The organism is Haloterrigena sp. KLK7, assembly GCF_037914945.1.
GTDB lineage: Archaea > Halobacteriota > Halobacteria > Halobacteriales > Natrialbaceae > Haloterrigena > Haloterrigena salinisoli.
Genome location: NZ_CP149787.1, coordinates 3,586,268 through 3,601,140, shown reverse-complemented (window position 1 = coordinate 3,601,140; position 14,873 = coordinate 3,586,268). Strand labels below are relative to the sequence as shown.

General features: G+C 66.8%; 14 protein-coding genes. 10 read left to right on the top strand and 4 right to left on the bottom strand.

What is annotated here, in order from left to right; translation table 11 throughout:
* Positions 1-80: 80 nt before the first annotated feature.
* Positions 81-1,241 (top strand): thiolase C-terminal domain-containing protein, encoded by a 1,161-nt coding sequence (locus WD430_RS17835; protein WP_339103766.1) that lies wholly within the window; start codon positions 81-83, stop codon positions 1,239-1,241.
* Positions 1,238-1,597, top strand: a complete 360-nt coding sequence (locus WD430_RS17830; RefSeq protein ID WP_339103765.1) for a nucleic acid-binding protein — start codon at positions 1,238-1,240, stop codon at positions 1,595-1,597. The genes WD430_RS17835 and WD430_RS17830 overlap by 4 nt, the downstream gene beginning before the upstream one ends.
* Here the strand turns inward: WD430_RS17830 and WD430_RS17825 are convergent.
* Positions 1,594-2,418 (bottom strand): hypothetical protein, encoded by an 825-nt coding sequence (locus tag WD430_RS17825; protein WP_339103764.1) that lies wholly within the window; start codon positions 2,416-2,418, stop codon positions 1,594-1,596. The genes WD430_RS17830 and WD430_RS17825 overlap by 4 nt on opposite strands.
* Before the next feature lie 208 nt (positions 2,419-2,626).
* Here WD430_RS17825 and WD430_RS17820 point away from each other — a divergent pair, with 208 nt between their 5' ends.
* From WD430_RS17820 to WD430_RS17810, 3 genes are all read left to right on the top strand, one after another.
* Complete coding sequence (locus tag WD430_RS17820; RefSeq protein WP_339103763.1) at positions 2,627-3,280, top strand: hypothetical protein; 654 nt, start codon at positions 2,627-2,629, stop codon at positions 3,278-3,280.
* A gap of 274 nt (positions 3,281-3,554) precedes the next feature.
* Positions 3,555-5,489 (top strand): AAA family ATPase, encoded by a 1,935-nt coding sequence (locus WD430_RS17815; RefSeq protein WP_339103762.1) that lies wholly within the window; start codon positions 3,555-3,557, stop codon positions 5,487-5,489.
* A 151-nt stretch (positions 5,490-5,640) separates the two neighbouring features.
* Positions 5,641-6,393 (top strand): ribonuclease H-like domain-containing protein, encoded by a 753-nt coding sequence (locus WD430_RS17810; RefSeq protein ID WP_339103761.1) that lies wholly within the window; start codon positions 5,641-5,643, stop codon positions 6,391-6,393.
* A gap of 164 nt (positions 6,394-6,557) precedes the next feature.
* Here WD430_RS17810 and WD430_RS17805 read toward each other — a convergent pair whose 3' ends face one another.
* Positions 6,558-6,848 carry a HalOD1 output domain-containing protein gene (locus WD430_RS17805; RefSeq protein WP_339103760.1) on the bottom strand — a complete coding sequence of 97 codons (291 nt, stop codon included), beginning with the start codon at positions 6,846-6,848 and terminating at the stop codon, positions 6,558-6,560.
* A gap of 321 nt (positions 6,849-7,169) precedes the next feature.
* On the opposite strand from WD430_RS17805, the gene WD430_RS17800 reads away from it, so the two are divergent.
* A complete protein-coding gene (locus tag WD430_RS17800; protein ID WP_339103759.1) occupies positions 7,170-7,775 on the top strand; it encodes a hypothetical protein in 606 nt (201 codons plus the stop codon).
* Between the two features lie 363 nt (positions 7,776-8,138).
* Positions 8,139-10,442 carry a catalase gene (locus WD430_RS17795; protein ID WP_339103758.1) on the top strand — a complete coding sequence of 768 codons (2,304 nt, stop codon included), beginning with the start codon at positions 8,139-8,141 and terminating at the stop codon, positions 10,440-10,442.
* Between the two features lie 26 nt (positions 10,443-10,468).
* Here WD430_RS17795 and WD430_RS17790 read toward each other — a convergent pair whose 3' ends face one another.
* Positions 10,469-11,740 (bottom strand): cation:proton antiporter, encoded by a 1,272-nt coding sequence (locus WD430_RS17790; protein ID WP_339103757.1) that lies wholly within the window; start codon positions 11,738-11,740, stop codon positions 10,469-10,471.
* 100 nt (positions 11,741-11,840) lie between these two features.
* Here WD430_RS17790 and WD430_RS17785 point away from each other — a divergent pair, with 100 nt between their 5' ends.
* Positions 11,841-12,440 carry a hypothetical protein gene (locus tag WD430_RS17785; protein WP_339103756.1) on the top strand — a complete coding sequence of 200 codons (600 nt, stop codon included), beginning with the start codon at positions 11,841-11,843 and terminating at the stop codon, positions 12,438-12,440.
* A gap of 64 nt (positions 12,441-12,504) precedes the next feature.
* Here the strand turns inward: WD430_RS17785 and WD430_RS17780 are convergent, their stop codons facing one another.
* Entirely contained in the window at positions 12,505-13,890 is a 1,386-nt protein-coding gene (locus tag WD430_RS17780) for a hypothetical protein (protein ID WP_339103755.1), read from the bottom strand.
* Between the two features lie 88 nt (positions 13,891-13,978).
* Here WD430_RS17780 and WD430_RS17775 point away from each other — a divergent pair, with 88 nt between their 5' ends.
* Positions 13,979-14,449 (top strand): pterin cluster protein, encoded by a 471-nt coding sequence (locus tag WD430_RS17775; protein ID WP_339103754.1) that lies wholly within the window; start codon positions 13,979-13,981, stop codon positions 14,447-14,449.
* 96 nt (positions 14,450-14,545) lie between these two features.
* Entirely contained in the window at positions 14,546-14,863 is a 318-nt protein-coding gene (locus WD430_RS17770; RefSeq protein ID WP_339103753.1) for a CGCGG family rSAM-modified RiPP protein, read from the top strand.
* The last annotated feature ends 10 nt before the right edge of the window (positions 14,864-14,873 follow it).

The window sequence follows — 14,873 nt, the reverse complement described above, 5'->3', positions numbered from 1 at the left end:
GGCTCGGTTCCGGCCGGTGACGTCGCGATTACGGCAGGCTAACCACACCTTATAAATCGGAGACTCGAGTCCCCTAGGCTATGGAACGTGTTGCAATCATCGGTGCGTCGATGACCCAGTTCGGGCAACGCGAGGGGGAGTGGGTCCTCGACCTCCTCGCGGAGGCCGGCCTCGAGTGTCTCGAGGATTCGGGCGTCGACGCCAGCGACGTCGAGCACCTGTACGTGTCGAACATGGCCAGCGGCGAGTTCGAGGGACAGACCGGCGTCCCGAACGCGTTGGCCCACGACATCGACGCGATACCGGCGTACACCCAGCGGGTCGACCAGACGAGTTCCAGCGGCGGCGCGGGGATCTACGCCGCCTGGCAGTCGGTGGCAAGCGGCGCCAGCGACATGACGATGCTCGTCGGCGGCGAGAAGATGACCCACCGGACGACCGGCGAGGCGACCGACGTCATCGCGTCGCTGACCCATCCCGCGGAGTACAAACACGGTGTAACGCTCCCGTCGTTCGCGGGACTCACCGCCCGCCACTACCTCGAGCGGTTCGACGCGCCCCGAGAGAGCCTCGCGAAGGTCGCCGTCAAGAACCACAGGAACGGCGTCGACAATCCGAAGGCGCAGTTCCAGAAGGAGATCGACGAGGAGACCGCCCTCGAGTCGCCGATCGTCGCCGATCCGCTGCGGCTGTACGACTTCTGTCCGATCACGGACGGCTCCGCGGCGCTGATGCTCTGTCCCGAGGAGGTGGCCCGGGAGTACACGGACGACTACGTCGTCATTTCGGGGATCGACGGCGCCACTGATACGCACGTCGTCCACGAGCGCGAGGATCCGACCGTGATGGGCGGCGTCGTCGAGAGCGGGAAGGGCGCCTACGAGATGAGCGGCTACGGCCCCGACGATATCGACGTCGCCGAACTCCACGACATGTTCACCATCCTCGAGTTCCTCCAGATGGAGGGGCTCGGCTTCGCCGAGCAGGGCGAAGCGTGGAAACTCGTCGAAGAGGGCTACACCGAGCGGGATACGGGCGAGCTGCCGATCAACACCTCCGGCGGACTCAAGTCGAAGGGCCACCCGCTGGGCGCCAGCGGCGTCGCACAGGGCGTCGAGATCTACGAACAGCTGATGGGCGAAGCGGGGCCGCGACAGGTCGACGCGGACGTCGGGCTGTGCTGTAACGTCGGCGGCTTCGGTAACTGCGTTATCACGACCATCATGGAGGCAGCACGATGACCATGGAAGCGTACAAGTACGAAGACGGTTCGATCAGCTACCCCGGCCACCCCCGCGGTCCCGGCGGCACCGAGCCGGTGGAGACGATCGACCTCAGCGAGTACACCGGCGAAGTCGTCACCTGGACGACCAGCACGGCGACGCCCCCCGGCGTCCGCCAACCGAACACGCTCGCGATCGTCGAGTTCACTATTGACGGCGAATCGGTCCGCGCGATCGGTCAAGTGACGACCGACGACCTCGAGACCGGCGACGAAGTCGAACCCGTCTCCGTCGAGGAACTCCGCGAGCCCGGCGCCGGCATCCGCGAACCCGAGAGCCAGGACTGGGGCGGCTACCGGTTCGAGCCGGTTTAGACGCCGTCGGAATCGTTTTCGCTCGAGTCGCTATCGTCGTCATCAGCGACGGGCCCGTCGTCCCCGTCGGCCGAATCGGTGTCGTCGCCGCCAGCGTCGTCCGTATCGCCGCCGGGTGTATCGTCCGCAGCGGCCACCGCGTCGTCGCCGTCGGCACCGTCGTCGCGTCCGTACTGATCCTTCAGCGTCTCGAGTTCGGCGTCGACGTCGACGCTCGGATCCGGGTCCGGCTCCGGCTCCGACTCCGACCCCGACTCGTCGTCGGCCGTCGTGCCCGCACGCGGATCGCCGTCCTCGATATCGATTCGAACGGTGTCCGTGGACTCGGTCGAGCGCTGCTCGAGGTCGTCGCCGACGTTCCGGAGCCGCCGGTCGACGTCGTCGCGCAGCTCGCGGGCCTCCGAGAGCAACTCGCGGGCGCCGTCGTCGGCGGGGAGGTCGCCGTCCGACGCCGCTCGCTGGAGTTCGGCGAGGACGGTGTCGAGCCCGGAGAGCGTCGATCGGCGGAGGTCGTCGGCGCGCGCTCCGGCGGTCCGCGTGGCCTCGGTCGTCCGATCGCGAACGTCTCGTTCGGTCCGGGCGAGTCGCAGGGCCCGCTGGAACCCCTCGAGCGCGCGGACGCTGGTCTCGAGGGCCGCGATCGCGGCGGGGAGCGCGATCTCGTCGGTGAACGCGAGGAGCTCACTGGGCGTCGGCGGTCGCGGCGCCGGCGGCCGGAACGGCGACCGGCGCTGGGTCGACTCGAGTTCCGACCGGAGGTCCTCGATCGTCCGTGTGAGTTCGCGGACGGCCTCGGCGAGTTCGTCGTCGGGATCGGCCATAGTTCGGCTACGGCGGCCGGACCAAAAAGTCGGGCGATCGGTTCGACCGCTATCGTAACAACTGAAACGATTTACACGCCGATCGCACAGCCATCGTGCGATCGGGTGTGCAGTGACGTTCAGTGGCTACGATAGTATCCGCTCGCCGTCCTCGTAGGTGGAACCCGGCCACAATATTTATTATATTACCGTAAGGTCGATATAAAGGATGGCAGGTGAACGAGGGGGAACTGCGATGGAGCGAGCCGACTTCGCCCAGACGCTTGCGACGCTCAAGCGGGACGGGAGTAATATCTTGCTCGTCGGTCGGGAGACGGCCGGCGCTCACACGGACCTCTGTCACCGACTCCACGGGGAGTCGGCGGACGGACCGCGGTATCGACTGCTCGTAACCGACGGCCGGGAGCCGACCACCGAACCGTCCGACGGGACGGCCGGACGGATCGGCCGAACGATCGACTACTCGGCGCTCGAACCCACTGCGACGGACGGCGCCGAGAGCGGTCCCGCGCCGCTCGGAACGCTGGGTATCGAGATCGTCGACGCGATCGACACCTTCCAGGGCGACGCCGACGGCCTCGAGCCGTCCCAGGTTCGGGTCTGTGTCGACTCGCTGGTCCCGCTGCTCGAAGAGCACACGGCGGAGAAGGTGTTCCGACTGTTGCACATGACGACGTCGCGGGTGGACAACGTCCAGGGGATGGGCCACTATCACCTGCCGCTCGAGCGAGACCACGAGGCGGTCCATCTCCTCGAACCGCTGTTCGATGCGGTCGTCGAAATTCGCGCCCGTGACGGCGCCTCCGAACAGCGGTGGGAGCTCCGGGACCGAGGGACGTCGACCGACTGGCTTCCCGTCTGATCGGACACGGACCAGACCGGGACGTCCGTCGCTCGAGATCGGCTACTCGACAGTCGTGAGTGAATTATAGTCACGAAAATATAATAGTTGTCGACGCTGGTACTATGGCTGTAATCTAATGAGTGCAATGTGATAATAACGTTTGGAACGAAACCATATATCGTCGGGAAATCGCGTATATCGCCGTTCTTCGGACGATAGCACTCCACTGATATTGGTGTTACGGCACAAGGATTATATATTGAACGATCTATCGGATTAGAGAGTACAATATATGGAAGTCAATGCTGAGCTTCTCGGCGGAGCTGCCGTCACCGTCTTCCTCGCGCTCCTCTTCTTCGGCGTCGTCGTGCTATGGGACGTCGCACTGGCGTTGCGGAGTGTCGGTGACAAGATCGACAAGCTAGAGGACAATATCGACGACGATCTGACGGATATCGGCCACTCCCTGGACAACATCTCGAACGGGCGGGGCGGCGGCGGTGGGACCCAACTGCATCTCAGCGGCGGGACCATCAGCTCCGGCCCGAATCCCGGACAGGGACAGGCGCAGGGACAGCCGGCACAGTCCGCACAGCGTCCGGGGACGCGAGCGGCCGGCGGCGGACCACAGCCGTCGGAACCGCGACAGACGGCCCGGCGACCGCGCGGTGGAAGTGCCGGCGCCGGTGGCGTCGAAGCGGCGACGGCGACGGATCCCGATGCCGGAATCGATCCGACGAGAGCCGATACCGCGGCGGACGGGCCGCGCGCTACCGGCGGTGTTGACGAGGGAACGGCCGCTTCCCGTGCCGCCGACGGGGCCGGTGTCGCCGGCGGGGTCGAGCCAGCGACCGACGGCACTGAACCGGGGGCCGACAGCACGAGTGTCGCCGAGGCCGACGAACCGACGACGGATCCGGACGAGACGACGGACGGTCCAGACACCACTGACGGCGACGCCGTCGCAGCCGACGATCTGACCGACGAACCGGACGCCGACGCCGCCCGAGAGACGGAGACGAATATCGACGCCCTCACCGACGAGACGGCGAACGAACGGTCGCATCCGCGGGCGGCGCGGAATCGGGGCCGGTTCGTCGCGCCGTCCGATCGGACGGCGTGGTACGCGATCGAACTCGAGCGCGATGCGATCGCCGACACGGGACCGGTGATCGCCGGTGAACTGACCGACGGCTCGGAGACGGACGGCGACGACGCGGTCATCGCTGCCGGTCCAGTCGAATCGGCTGCGACCGACGAGACGACCGCGTCCGCCGTGGACGCCGACGGGTTCGAGGACAGTGACTCGAGCGAGACGACCGACGATTCCGTCGTGGCGGCGCCGCCGGCCGAAACGGTCGACGCCGAACCGATCGATCGGGAACCGGCAGCGCCAGCGGCCGACGACACGGACGACGGCGAGGGCGAACGCGAAGCCGATCGCGCGGACGAGGACGAAACCGATGGCGAGGTCGAGGCGGAAACCGACGCCGAATCGGTCGCGACCGATATCGACGACTCGACGGTCTCGACGCCCAGTGCGTTCTCGTTCGAGGAGACCGAGGCGACCGATTCGCTATCGGACGAGGCGGCCGAGGCGGCGACCGACGACGGTGGCGACGACTCCGCCGCAGAAACCGACGCCGAAGACGACGCGAGCGCCCGGCCGACGACGGGGACGGGACTCGAGCCCGTCGACGAGAGTGACGCCGGTTCGGACGACGAGCCGGCGGTCGACGCGGCCGACCCGCTCGCCGGCGATGCGACCGCCTTCGAGTTCGACGACGAGGACCTCGAGGACGTGACGGTCGAGGAGGCCGTCGAGACGATCAACGAGGACGCACCGGCGCCGGAGCTCTCGAGCCACCGGTTCGACGTCTCGGCGGAAGTCTACGGCTCCGACGGAGTCGGGAACGGCGACGGCGACGGAGCCGATTCCGACGGCCTGGCGCGCGACGACGGCGGCGAAAACACCGTCCTGACCTACGAGTTCGAGACGGACACCGTCGAGATCAGCGGGTCGACGAAACGCTTGCTCCAGTACCAGTTGCGGAGCTTCGCCGACCGCGACGCGACGCCCGAGGCCGACGTGACGATCGGTCGCGATCGGATCGTCATCGAGATTCCCGACTCGGACGGCGACGCCGTCCAGCGCTGGAGTGAGGCGGCCGTCGGCATCATCGACCGGACGCTCTATCTCTCGGACAACAGCTCCGACGACAGCTGATCTGCGACCCCAACGATATCTCCTTCTCGACGCTGGCGACGCCTGATTCTCGGTCTGGCACGTCGTTCGGTCCCGCTGCCGTACGGCCGTTCGATCGATCTGTCGACGCCGATCCAATCGCTTTTAGTTCGCTCGTCCCCCTCGAAGTGGTGTGCGAATCGAGAACAGTTTCATCCCCGTCCGCGGCGTCGGGGAGACCACCGAACGCAAACTCTGGCAACACGGAATCACCCACTGGGACGAGTTCGACGGCAGCGTCGTCGGCGACACGTTGGCCGATCGCATCCACTCGTTCATCGAGGAGGGGCGGACCCACCTCGAGCGAGGCGACGTCTCCCCGTTCGCCGAGCAACTGCCGGCCTCGAGTCGCTGGCGGTGCTACGAGAACGTCCGCGAGGAGACCTGCTTTCTGGACATCGAGACGACCGGACTCGACGCGTCCACCAACGACGTCACGACCGTCAGCGTCCACCGCGGCGGCGAGACGAAGACCTTCGTCAAGGACCGAGACCTGACGGCCCGTCGGCTCGAGACCGAACTCGAGCAGTCGTCGCTGCTGGTCACCTTCAACGGCCAGCGGTTCGACGTCCCCTTCCTCGAGACGTGCTACGACATCGACGTGGCGACGCCGCACGTCGATCTCATGTACCCCTGCAAACAACTCGGCCTCGACGGCGGGCTGAAGGCGATCGAGCGCGATCTCGGCATCGATCGCGACAGGCCCGACCTCAGCGGCCGCGACGCCGTGCGCCTCTGGCACGAGTACGAGCGAGGCGACGAGAGCGCCCTCGAGACGCTCGTGGAGTACAACCGGTCCGACACCCGAAACATGGAACCGCTGATGGAGATCGTCGCGGACCGGCTCCACGAGGACGTGTTCGAGGCGGCGTGCGCCGACGAGTAGCGGCGTCGACGGCGTCTCGCTGACCGAGGTCGAACCCTTCTCGCGAACCCGAAAATCGACGAGATACCGCTATCGACCGACGACGCGCCGCGGATCGCCGACGACGCGGCGATAACTGACGCTCGTCGCTGAGGTATCGCGGTCCGCTCCAATCGAGCGACTGCTTATCGGCCGTCCTCGGCCTCGAGAACGTCGACGTCACCGTCGCTGGTGACGACGACGCGATAGCCACAGAAAACGAATTCTACTCGACCCGAGCCTCGACTCGTGCCGTCCTCTCGCGGCGCGAAGAGGGAATCGAGAGCTTCCGGGTTGACGACGTCGTACAGCGCTTCGTACTCCGGCGGTTCGATCTCCATCGGATCGATGCCCTCCCGTTCGGCGACGGCAGTGATGACTTCGAAGCTGAGCGAGTTCGTGGCGGTCGCGTCAGTGGAGTCGGCTGTGAGTAGCATTGCCCGGACACTTACAGTCGTCGGATATAAATCCTCTGGCCCTACTGCAGTGTTATTGTATAACAATATACGCTAACGTACAGCCCTGATCGTTGTCGTATATTTTTATCGGATTTTCTGGTTTAATATTGGCATGGAAATAATATATGGAACAATTCAAGGAGGAATTTTCGTGATACAGGCATCCATTGTGAACGATCGAAAGCCGTTTTCAGGCGAGAATCGTCGGTCAGGGCGGGCCGAATCGAGCAGTCGACCCACGACTGAAGAGCCCGGTCGCCGAACCCATCGACCCGCGATACGAGGGCGATTCGGGGGAAGATGTTCGGGAGAGGGTACTGGGCCGACGCGACCGTTTTCGATACCGTGATGAATCCCTTCACTCGGTCCACGACACCCGGCGGCGACGGATTCGACGCCTGGGACGCGTTCGACCCGGACCACGCGCCGGCGCCCGGCCCGTTCCTCGAGGGTCACGACGTGCTCGCGGGCGACGACCACCTCGCCTTTCACCGGCTCACCCGCGAGTTGTTCGAGGAGCGGGGCGTCTACGACGCGACGTTCGGCTACAACCTCGCGCGCCTCAACCTCGATCGGCGTCATCCCGACGCCGGCTTTCGGTACGCGGTCGACGCCGACGACTCGTCGATCCTGCGCGCGGAGTTCACGCCGACGACCGAGTTCTGCCCGCAAGCCGAGGCGCTCGTCACGGGCGCGTTCCGGGCGTGGAACGGACTCGCGGACCGCCACGAGTACGACCTCGTGCGCGTGCGCGCCCACCCGTCGCACCACCAGTCCGACGCGCTCGACGCGACGCTCGAGCGACTCGAGACGGAGTTCCGCGAGACGGGAACCGTTCCGGGCGCGGAGGCGGCCGCCGACGCCGCGACGAACGACGGGGAGACGACCGCACGGTCGCCGTTCTGATCGCCTTCGGTTCGCGGCCGACCCCTCGGAGCGGGTCCCGCTGTCTCGAGTCCGACCCTTGCGATGGACGGGATGAGACTTACGCCATTTATTCTGGACGAAAACATACGCCGGTCGCGTGACGTCGTCGATAGCGAGAACCGAGTCGAGCGGACCGAAACGGATCGTGGCAGTCGAGACGTGATTATCCGCTTGAAGTAATCGTCTCCCGTTAGCTTCGTCGAAAGGAACGGTAACGATGGTATCCGACGACGATCCGACGCAACCGCTCGAGGACGTTTCGACGGGCCGACCGACCGACGTGCAGTCACGGTACGGGTCACCGGAGCTGGTTCAGCGGCCGACCCGAACGGAGTTCGAACTATGGCAGAAGACGATACATCCCCTGACGGACGAGACGGAGAACCGAACGATGACGCGGACCGAGACGACGCGCCGGACGACGCGGAGCGAACGGAGATGGCCGACGGCGGCGCCGACGAGTCGCGATCCGACTCCGAATCGGGTCAGGCCGGCAGCAGCGACGACGGTGCCGTCGACGAGAACAGCAAACAGGAGCAACTCGACGGCGTTCGCGAGAACCCCGAGGGCGAAACGCTGACGACCGACCACGGCGCCAAGATCAGCGACACGGAGAACTCCCTGAAGGCCGGCGAGCGGGGGCCGACGATCATGGAGGACTTCCACTTCCGGGAGAAGATGACGCAGTTCGACCACGAGTCGATCCCGGAACGGGTCGTCCACGCCCGCGGCAGCGGCGCCCACGGCTACTTCCAGCCCTACGAAGATCCCGACCTCGGCGACGAATTCGACGACATCGAGGAGCTGACGAAGGCGAAAGTCCTGACTGACTCCGACCAGAAGACGCCGGTCTTCACTCGCTTCTCGACGGTCGTCGGCTCGAGAGGATCCCCCGACACGGTTCGGGACGTCCGCGGGTTCGCGACCAAGTTCTACACCGAGGAGGGCAACTGGGACCTGGTCGGGAACAACATCCCCGTCTTCTTCATTCAGGACGCGATGGAGTTCCCGGATCTGGTCCACGCGATCAAGCCCGAACCCGACGACGCCGTCCCGCAGGCCTCGTCGGCCCACGACACCTTCTGGGACTTCGCCTCGCTCAAGCCCGAGATCACCCATATGATCATGTGGGTACTGTCGGGACGCGCCCTCCCTCGCGCGTATCGGATGATGCAGGGGTTCGGCGTCCACACCTTCCGGCTGGTCAACGACGACGGCGACGCGAAGTTCGTCAAGTTCCACTGGACGCCGGAACTCGACACCAGCCAGCTCGTCTGGGACGAGACGCAGAAGATCGCCGGCAAGAACCCCGACTTCAACCGCCAGGACCTCTACGACGTCATCGAGGCGGGCCACGAACTCGAGTGGGAGTTAGGGGTACAGATCTTCGACGAGGACGAGGCCGCCGAGTTCGATTTCGACGTCCTCGACCCGACCAAGATCGTCCCCGAGACCGAGGTCCCGGTGCGTCCGATCGGGAAGATGGTCTTGAACGAGACGCCGGACAACTTCTTCGCGGAAGTCGAGCAGGTCGCGTTCCACCCCGGCAACGTCGTGCCGGGGATCGACTTCACGAACGATCCGCTCCTGCAGGGCCGGCTCTTCTCCTATCAGGACACCCAGCTCAACCGGTTCAACAGCGCGAACTGGGACGAGATCCCGATCAACCGACCGATCGCCGAGCGTCACAACAACCAGCGGGCCGGCTTCATGCGCCAGGAGATCAACGAGGGCAAGGTCTCATACAAACCCAACTCGATCGACGACGACCAGCCCGCGGAGGCCACCGAGGACGAGGGCGGCTACGAGCACTTCGCCGAGAAAATCTCCGGCGAGAAGATCCGCAATCGCAGCGAGAGCTTCATGGATCACTTCTCGCAGGCCCGGCTGTTCTGGAACAGCATGACCGAGCCCGAGAAACAGCACATCGTCGACGCGGCCCGCTTCGAACTCGGGAAGGTCGATCGCATGGAAATCCGCGAACGGATGGTCTACGACCTGTTCAACAACGTCGACCACGAGTTCGCCAAACGGGTCGCGGAGGGGATCGACGTCGACCCGCCGGCGGAACCCGGCGACGAGATGCCGACCCACGACCACGAGGATCCGCGACTGAGCATCAACGAGCGCCGCGACGCCGACTCCATCGAGACGCGAACGGTCGCCGTCCTCGTCGACGACGGCTACGACGGCGAGGACCTCGAGACGGTCAGGTCGACGCTAGAGGAAGCGGGCGCCCGCGTGAACGTCGTCTCGAAGAAACTCGGCGACAAGGAATCCGAGAGCGGCGACTCGGTCGCGGCCGACGAGAGCCACGCGACCGCCGAGTCGGTGCTGGTCGACGCGGTCTTCGTCCCCGGCGGCGAGGACAGCGTCGACGCCCTCGTCGAGCAGGGCGAGGCGAAACACTTCGTCACCGAGGCGTTCAAACACAAGAAACCGATCGCCGCCCTCGGCGAGGGAATCGACCTGCTCGAGGCGGTCGACCTGCCCGATATCGAGATCGCCGACGACGGCGAGATGGCCTCGTCGGACGGCGTGGTGACGGGGCGGAGCGACGACCGCGAGGCGTTCGCCGAGGCGTTCGTCGACGCGATCGCCGAGCACCGCCACTGGGAGCGGAGTCCGAAGGAAGTTCCAGCGTAGTCATCGCGTGCATGCGCGGGTGAAGCTCATTCGCGGGCCTCGGCCCGCTTCTCGAGCCAGCGGACCGCGGGTGTCGCGGTAATCCCGTGGACGACGATGGAGATGAGGACGACGGCGCCGACGACGGCCCACAGGACGTCGGCGTCGGGGAACGCGGCCTGGTTGAGGCCGTACGCGAGGTAGTAGAACGAGCCGATCCCGCGGACGCCGAAGGCGGCGATCGTCGCCCGTTCGGCGATATCGCGGTCGAAGCCGAGGAATCCGACGATGCCGGCCAGCGGCCGGACGAGGAAGACGATCGCGACCGCAGCGGCGATCCCCTCGAGGGTCAGGGGCTCGAGGAGGCCGCCGACGATGGCGCCGCCGAAGAAGAGCATGATCAGCCCCATCATCACCTGTTCGGCGAACTCGCTGACCTCGTGGAGCGAACGGTTGTAGTCGTGGGCGCGCTCGTAGTGGCGGACCATCAGCGCCGCGACGAAGACCGCGATGAAGCCGTAGCCGCCGACCAGTTCCGTCGCTCCGTAGACCAGCAGCGTACCGGCGATCGCCTCGAGTCCCTGGACCGACTTCGCGACCGGGGTGTCGGGTTCCGTCGCGAAGACGAGTCGAGCGGTGACGTAACCGAGGACGACGCCGGCGATCACGCCGACGACGATCCGGTAGCCGACGTCGATCAGGAGCCACTCGCCGAGCCAGTTGCCGGGCGCGAGGCCGACGAGCGCGAACGCGATCGCCAGGTACGTGAACGGGAAGGCCAGCCCGTCGTTCAGCCCCGCCTCCGAGGTGAGCGCGAACCGGACCTCGTCTTCCATCCCGGCCGCCCCCTCGTCGGCTTCCGCTTCGGTTCCCATTCCGGGACCGGCGACCTGCACTTCCGACGCCAGCACCGGGTCGGTGGGCGCGATACACGCGCCCAGCAGGACGGCCGTCGGGACGGCGAGACCGAGCCACCGGCCGGCCAGCGCCGCGCCGGCGATCGACAACGGCATCGTGATCGCGAGCAGCCGCCACGTCGACGCCCATTCGCGCAGTCCCGGCGGCCTGTCGATCTTCAGCCCGACGCCCATCAGGGCGATGATGACGCCCAGTTCCGCGAGGTGTTCCGTCGTCGTCCCCTGCTCTAGGGGATCCGGCGGCGGGAGGCCGATCGGCAGCCCGAAGGCGAGCATCCCGAAACCGACGAAGAAGATCGGCATCGAGATCGCTCGATCGGAGACGAATCGGGGGAGAACGGCGATCCCGAACAGGGCGACCCCGAGGACGACGAGGCCGACGTTGTACAGCTCGAGTGCCATCTGGAACGGTCGTGGGCGTTCCTACGGGAAATCGGTCCTTTAGCCCGGTGCCGGCGCTTGCCGAACGAATCCCTTTGCCGCGAGGCGACGAGGAACGCGTATGAAACGGTCAGCGTCGGAGTCGGCGAACCGGACGAGCCGGCGGCGACTGTTGGGGGCGAGCGCGGTCGCCGCGACCGTCGGTCTCGCCGGCTGTATCGAGGAGATGGGATCGGAGTTCCCGCAGAACACGGAGTGGCCGGTCTCCGAACTGGTGCCCGACCTCCCGGTCCGCGAGCGGATCGAGATCGTCGAGGAGCGGATTCACGAGCTCGCAGGGAAAGATATCGCCGGTCCCGACGAACTCGTCGCGGTGCTCGAGGAGTACGACCTGGCGGTCGAATCGATCGAGCGCGACCGGGACGTGCTGGCCCTCGAGTACGTCAACACGGACCGCACCGACGAGGGAGACCTCCACGACGTCGGGCTGCTCGCGGGCGGCTACGCGGCGCTGATCGGCGGGGGGTACGAGGCCGCCGCGCTGGGGGCGACGATACTCGACGACGCGCCGGCGTCGTACGGCTCGGCGACGGTCGAGACGCAGTGGGCCGTGGAGTACAACCAGGGGGGGTTGACGGCCGCCGAATACGGCGAGTACGTCGCAGGCACGATCGAATCACAGCGGTACGAGCCGGAGGTCGGGGTCGATCCCGAGGAGTAGGGTGTTCCGTTCCGGTCCGGTTCGGTCCGGTCCGGTACCACGGTGGTCGATCACCAGTCGTCGGTCACCGCTCCGGTGAGGGATCGACGTCGACGTCGGGTTCCCCGGCACCGTTCTCGGCCCCGTCCGCCGACCCGACGACGCCCGTCAGGACGCCCGCGAGTCCGTTCGGGCCGTGGCGGTGAATCGTCAAGAGCACGTTCAGCACGAACAGGCAGAGCCCGACCGCCGCGAGCGCGGTGGCGACGAGCGTCGCGACCGACGGCAGATCGAACAGCGGAGCCGCCGCCAGCCCGACGTAGCCGACGAGCGTCAGGCCGAAGTCCGCGCGCTCGAGGCGGTCGTCGTAGAGATCGTCGATCATCGGCACCTGTTCGAAGCCCAGCCGGTCGCTGTAGCGCTCGTGCCAGATGATGAAGGGGACGATGTGGTACAGCGAGCCGACGACGACGAAGGCGAAGACGCCGACCACCAGCACGGCGCCGCCGTCGGGGTGGCCGAACAGCGTCCCGTACCCGAGCGGCTCGAGCCACCACGCCGGGGCGGTCAGCGCCAGCCAGGCCCACAGCGACGCGACGACGACCCAGTACCGGTCGATCATCGGCGATCGGTCGACCGTCGCCCGGACGAGCTGACGAGCGACGACGACGGTGAACGCCGCGAGGCCGACGAGAACGGCAACCGCGCCGACGCGAGCGAGCGGAAGCGACTCGAGCCCGCGTCCGGCGGCGAAGACGACCACGCCGGCCGGGAACGCGAGTTGCTCGAGACCCAGCAGCCGCTCGTCGACCGCGCTGCGGTCGGTCTGGGTGAACATCGTCGCGAGCTGGGCGAGGGCGCCGACGACCGTCGCCGTGATGGCACCGAGCAGCGCCAGCGTCGCGTGGACGAGCAGGACGTCGCCCCGCGTCAGCGCGGTCGCGTCGAAGACCGGCGTCGTGAAGTCGACGGCCAGCAGGAAGCCCAGCGGGACGACGAGCGCGAAGGCCCCGAGCGCGAGCGCGAAGTGTCGTTCCGTGAAATCGAGCGGACGGGTCCGCCACAGCGTCCGGCCGACGTTGTAAACGAACGTCCAGATCCCCAGCAGGAGCGCCGCGCCGGCGACGGGGAGCCACGGCAGCGCGCCGGCCAGCAGGAGCGCCGCGAAGCCGACCAGTCCGACGGCGACGAGCGCGAGTTGGACGACCGCGAGCCGTCTCGAGTACAGCGACACGCCGGACCAGACGGGGACGAACTGGGTCATCGCGCCCATGATGGTGATCGCGATCCAGCCGATCAGGAGGACGTGGACGTGCGCGAGGCTCGCCAGCCCCGGCAGCGTCGACACCGCCATCGCGATCTCCGCGCCGATCCCGATGACGAGGAAGGCGAGTCCGAGGACGAAGTGCCCGAGGGGGATCGCCATCGGGGGCTGCTGGTCGGTGCGGAGACCGCCCGGAATTCGGTTCATATCCGTCGATAGGTGCTCCACCGCCGTCCAGTTGAACCCGAACACGTTCGCGCTAGGAGGGTTGCTCGTCCCGGCCGTACGATCGCGTATGACCGCCGAAACGACCCAGACGAGCGCTCGAGAGACGAGAGAGACGAGAGAGACGAGAGAGACGCGAGAGCCGCGGAACGCGCAGGACGAGACGTCGCGGGCGAACCGGCAAACGACGGTCACCGTCCGCTGTACCGGTCACGTTCGCAACGCCGTCGGAACCCACGAACTCGAGTACACCTTCGAGGGGACGCGGCTCCGGGACTTCCTCGAGGCCTTCTTCGACGACTACGACGTCGAGGAGATGCTGATCGCGGAGACCGAAGCGGACGCGACCCACAGCGGCTGGGCGCCCGTGCCGGACGATCTCCCCGGAACGTGGCGCAAGAACCCCGAAGGCGACCAGACCCGTCCGTTCGCCCGCGTCTGCATCAACGGCCGGTTCAACGAGCACTTCGCGGGATTCGAGACGGAACTCGAGGACGGAGACCGCGTCGCGCTGATCTACCCGTTCATGTTCTGTTGCTGATCACCGCGGCGGCGCTCGCGGCCGCCGACCGTCCCCGGCCGTGCACCGAACCGGTTCGTCTCAGCCCTTACGGTCGCTCGAGCCCGACGAACACGTATGAGCAACGGTAGTGCGAACCCCGACGTCGAGCCCGTTACCCGCCGCGAACACGACGTCTCGTGGTCGGCGAACCTCGAGAAACCGCACCACGCCGCGGACCGCGACCTGGTCGTCTCGCAGGCGATGGACGCGGTCGAGGCGACCGCCGCGGGCACCCACGTCAACCTCGTCACGCACGGCGACCACGGCCGGCCCGAGACCTATCTCTGGGACGAACTCGAGGCCGCGTTCGATGGGATCGACCTCGAGTACGTCGACCGCTGTGGCTGTGGCGGCCACGTGACTCGCGTTCACGTCGGCGAAACGGACGAGTAACGCCCGTCGA

What these genes read in the sequence shown, in the direction of transcription:
- WD430_RS17835 (WP_339103766.1), top strand. Translation starts at nt 81, where the DNA reads ATGGAACGTGTTGCAATCATCGGTGCGTCGATGACCCAGTTCGGGCAA.
- WD430_RS17830 (WP_339103765.1), top strand. Translation starts at nt 1,238, where the DNA reads ATGACCATGGAAGCGTACAAGTACGAAGACGGTTCGATCAGCTACCCC.
- WD430_RS17825 (WP_339103764.1), bottom strand. Translation starts at nt 2,418, where the DNA reads ATGGCCGATCCCGACGACGAACTCGCCGAGGCCGTCCGCGAACTCACA.
- WD430_RS17820 (WP_339103763.1), top strand. Translation starts at nt 2,627, where the DNA reads ATGGCAGGTGAACGAGGGGGAACTGCGATGGAGCGAGCCGACTTCGCC.
- WD430_RS17815 (WP_339103762.1), top strand. Translation starts at nt 3,555, where the DNA reads ATGGAAGTCAATGCTGAGCTTCTCGGCGGAGCTGCCGTCACCGTCTTC.
- WD430_RS17805 (WP_339103760.1), bottom strand. Translation starts at nt 6,848, where the DNA reads ATGCTACTCACAGCCGACTCCACTGACGCGACCGCCACGAACTCGCTC.
- WD430_RS17800 (WP_339103759.1), top strand. Translation starts at nt 7,170, where the DNA reads ATGTTCGGGAGAGGGTACTGGGCCGACGCGACCGTTTTCGATACCGTG.
- WD430_RS17795 (WP_339103758.1), top strand. Translation starts at nt 8,139, where the DNA reads ATGGCAGAAGACGATACATCCCCTGACGGACGAGACGGAGAACCGAAC.
- WD430_RS17790 (WP_339103757.1), bottom strand. Translation starts at nt 11,740, where the DNA reads ATGGCACTCGAGCTGTACAACGTCGGCCTCGTCGTCCTCGGGGTCGCC.
- WD430_RS17785 (WP_339103756.1), top strand. Translation starts at nt 11,841, where the DNA reads ATGAAACGGTCAGCGTCGGAGTCGGCGAACCGGACGAGCCGGCGGCGA.
- WD430_RS17780 (WP_339103755.1), bottom strand. Translation starts at nt 13,890, where the DNA reads ATGAACCGAATTCCGGGCGGTCTCCGCACCGACCAGCAGCCCCCGATG.
- WD430_RS17775 (WP_339103754.1), top strand. Translation starts at nt 13,979, where the DNA reads ATGACCGCCGAAACGACCCAGACGAGCGCTCGAGAGACGAGAGAGACG.
- WD430_RS17770 (WP_339103753.1), top strand. Translation starts at nt 14,546, where the DNA reads ATGAGCAACGGTAGTGCGAACCCCGACGTCGAGCCCGTTACCCGCCGC.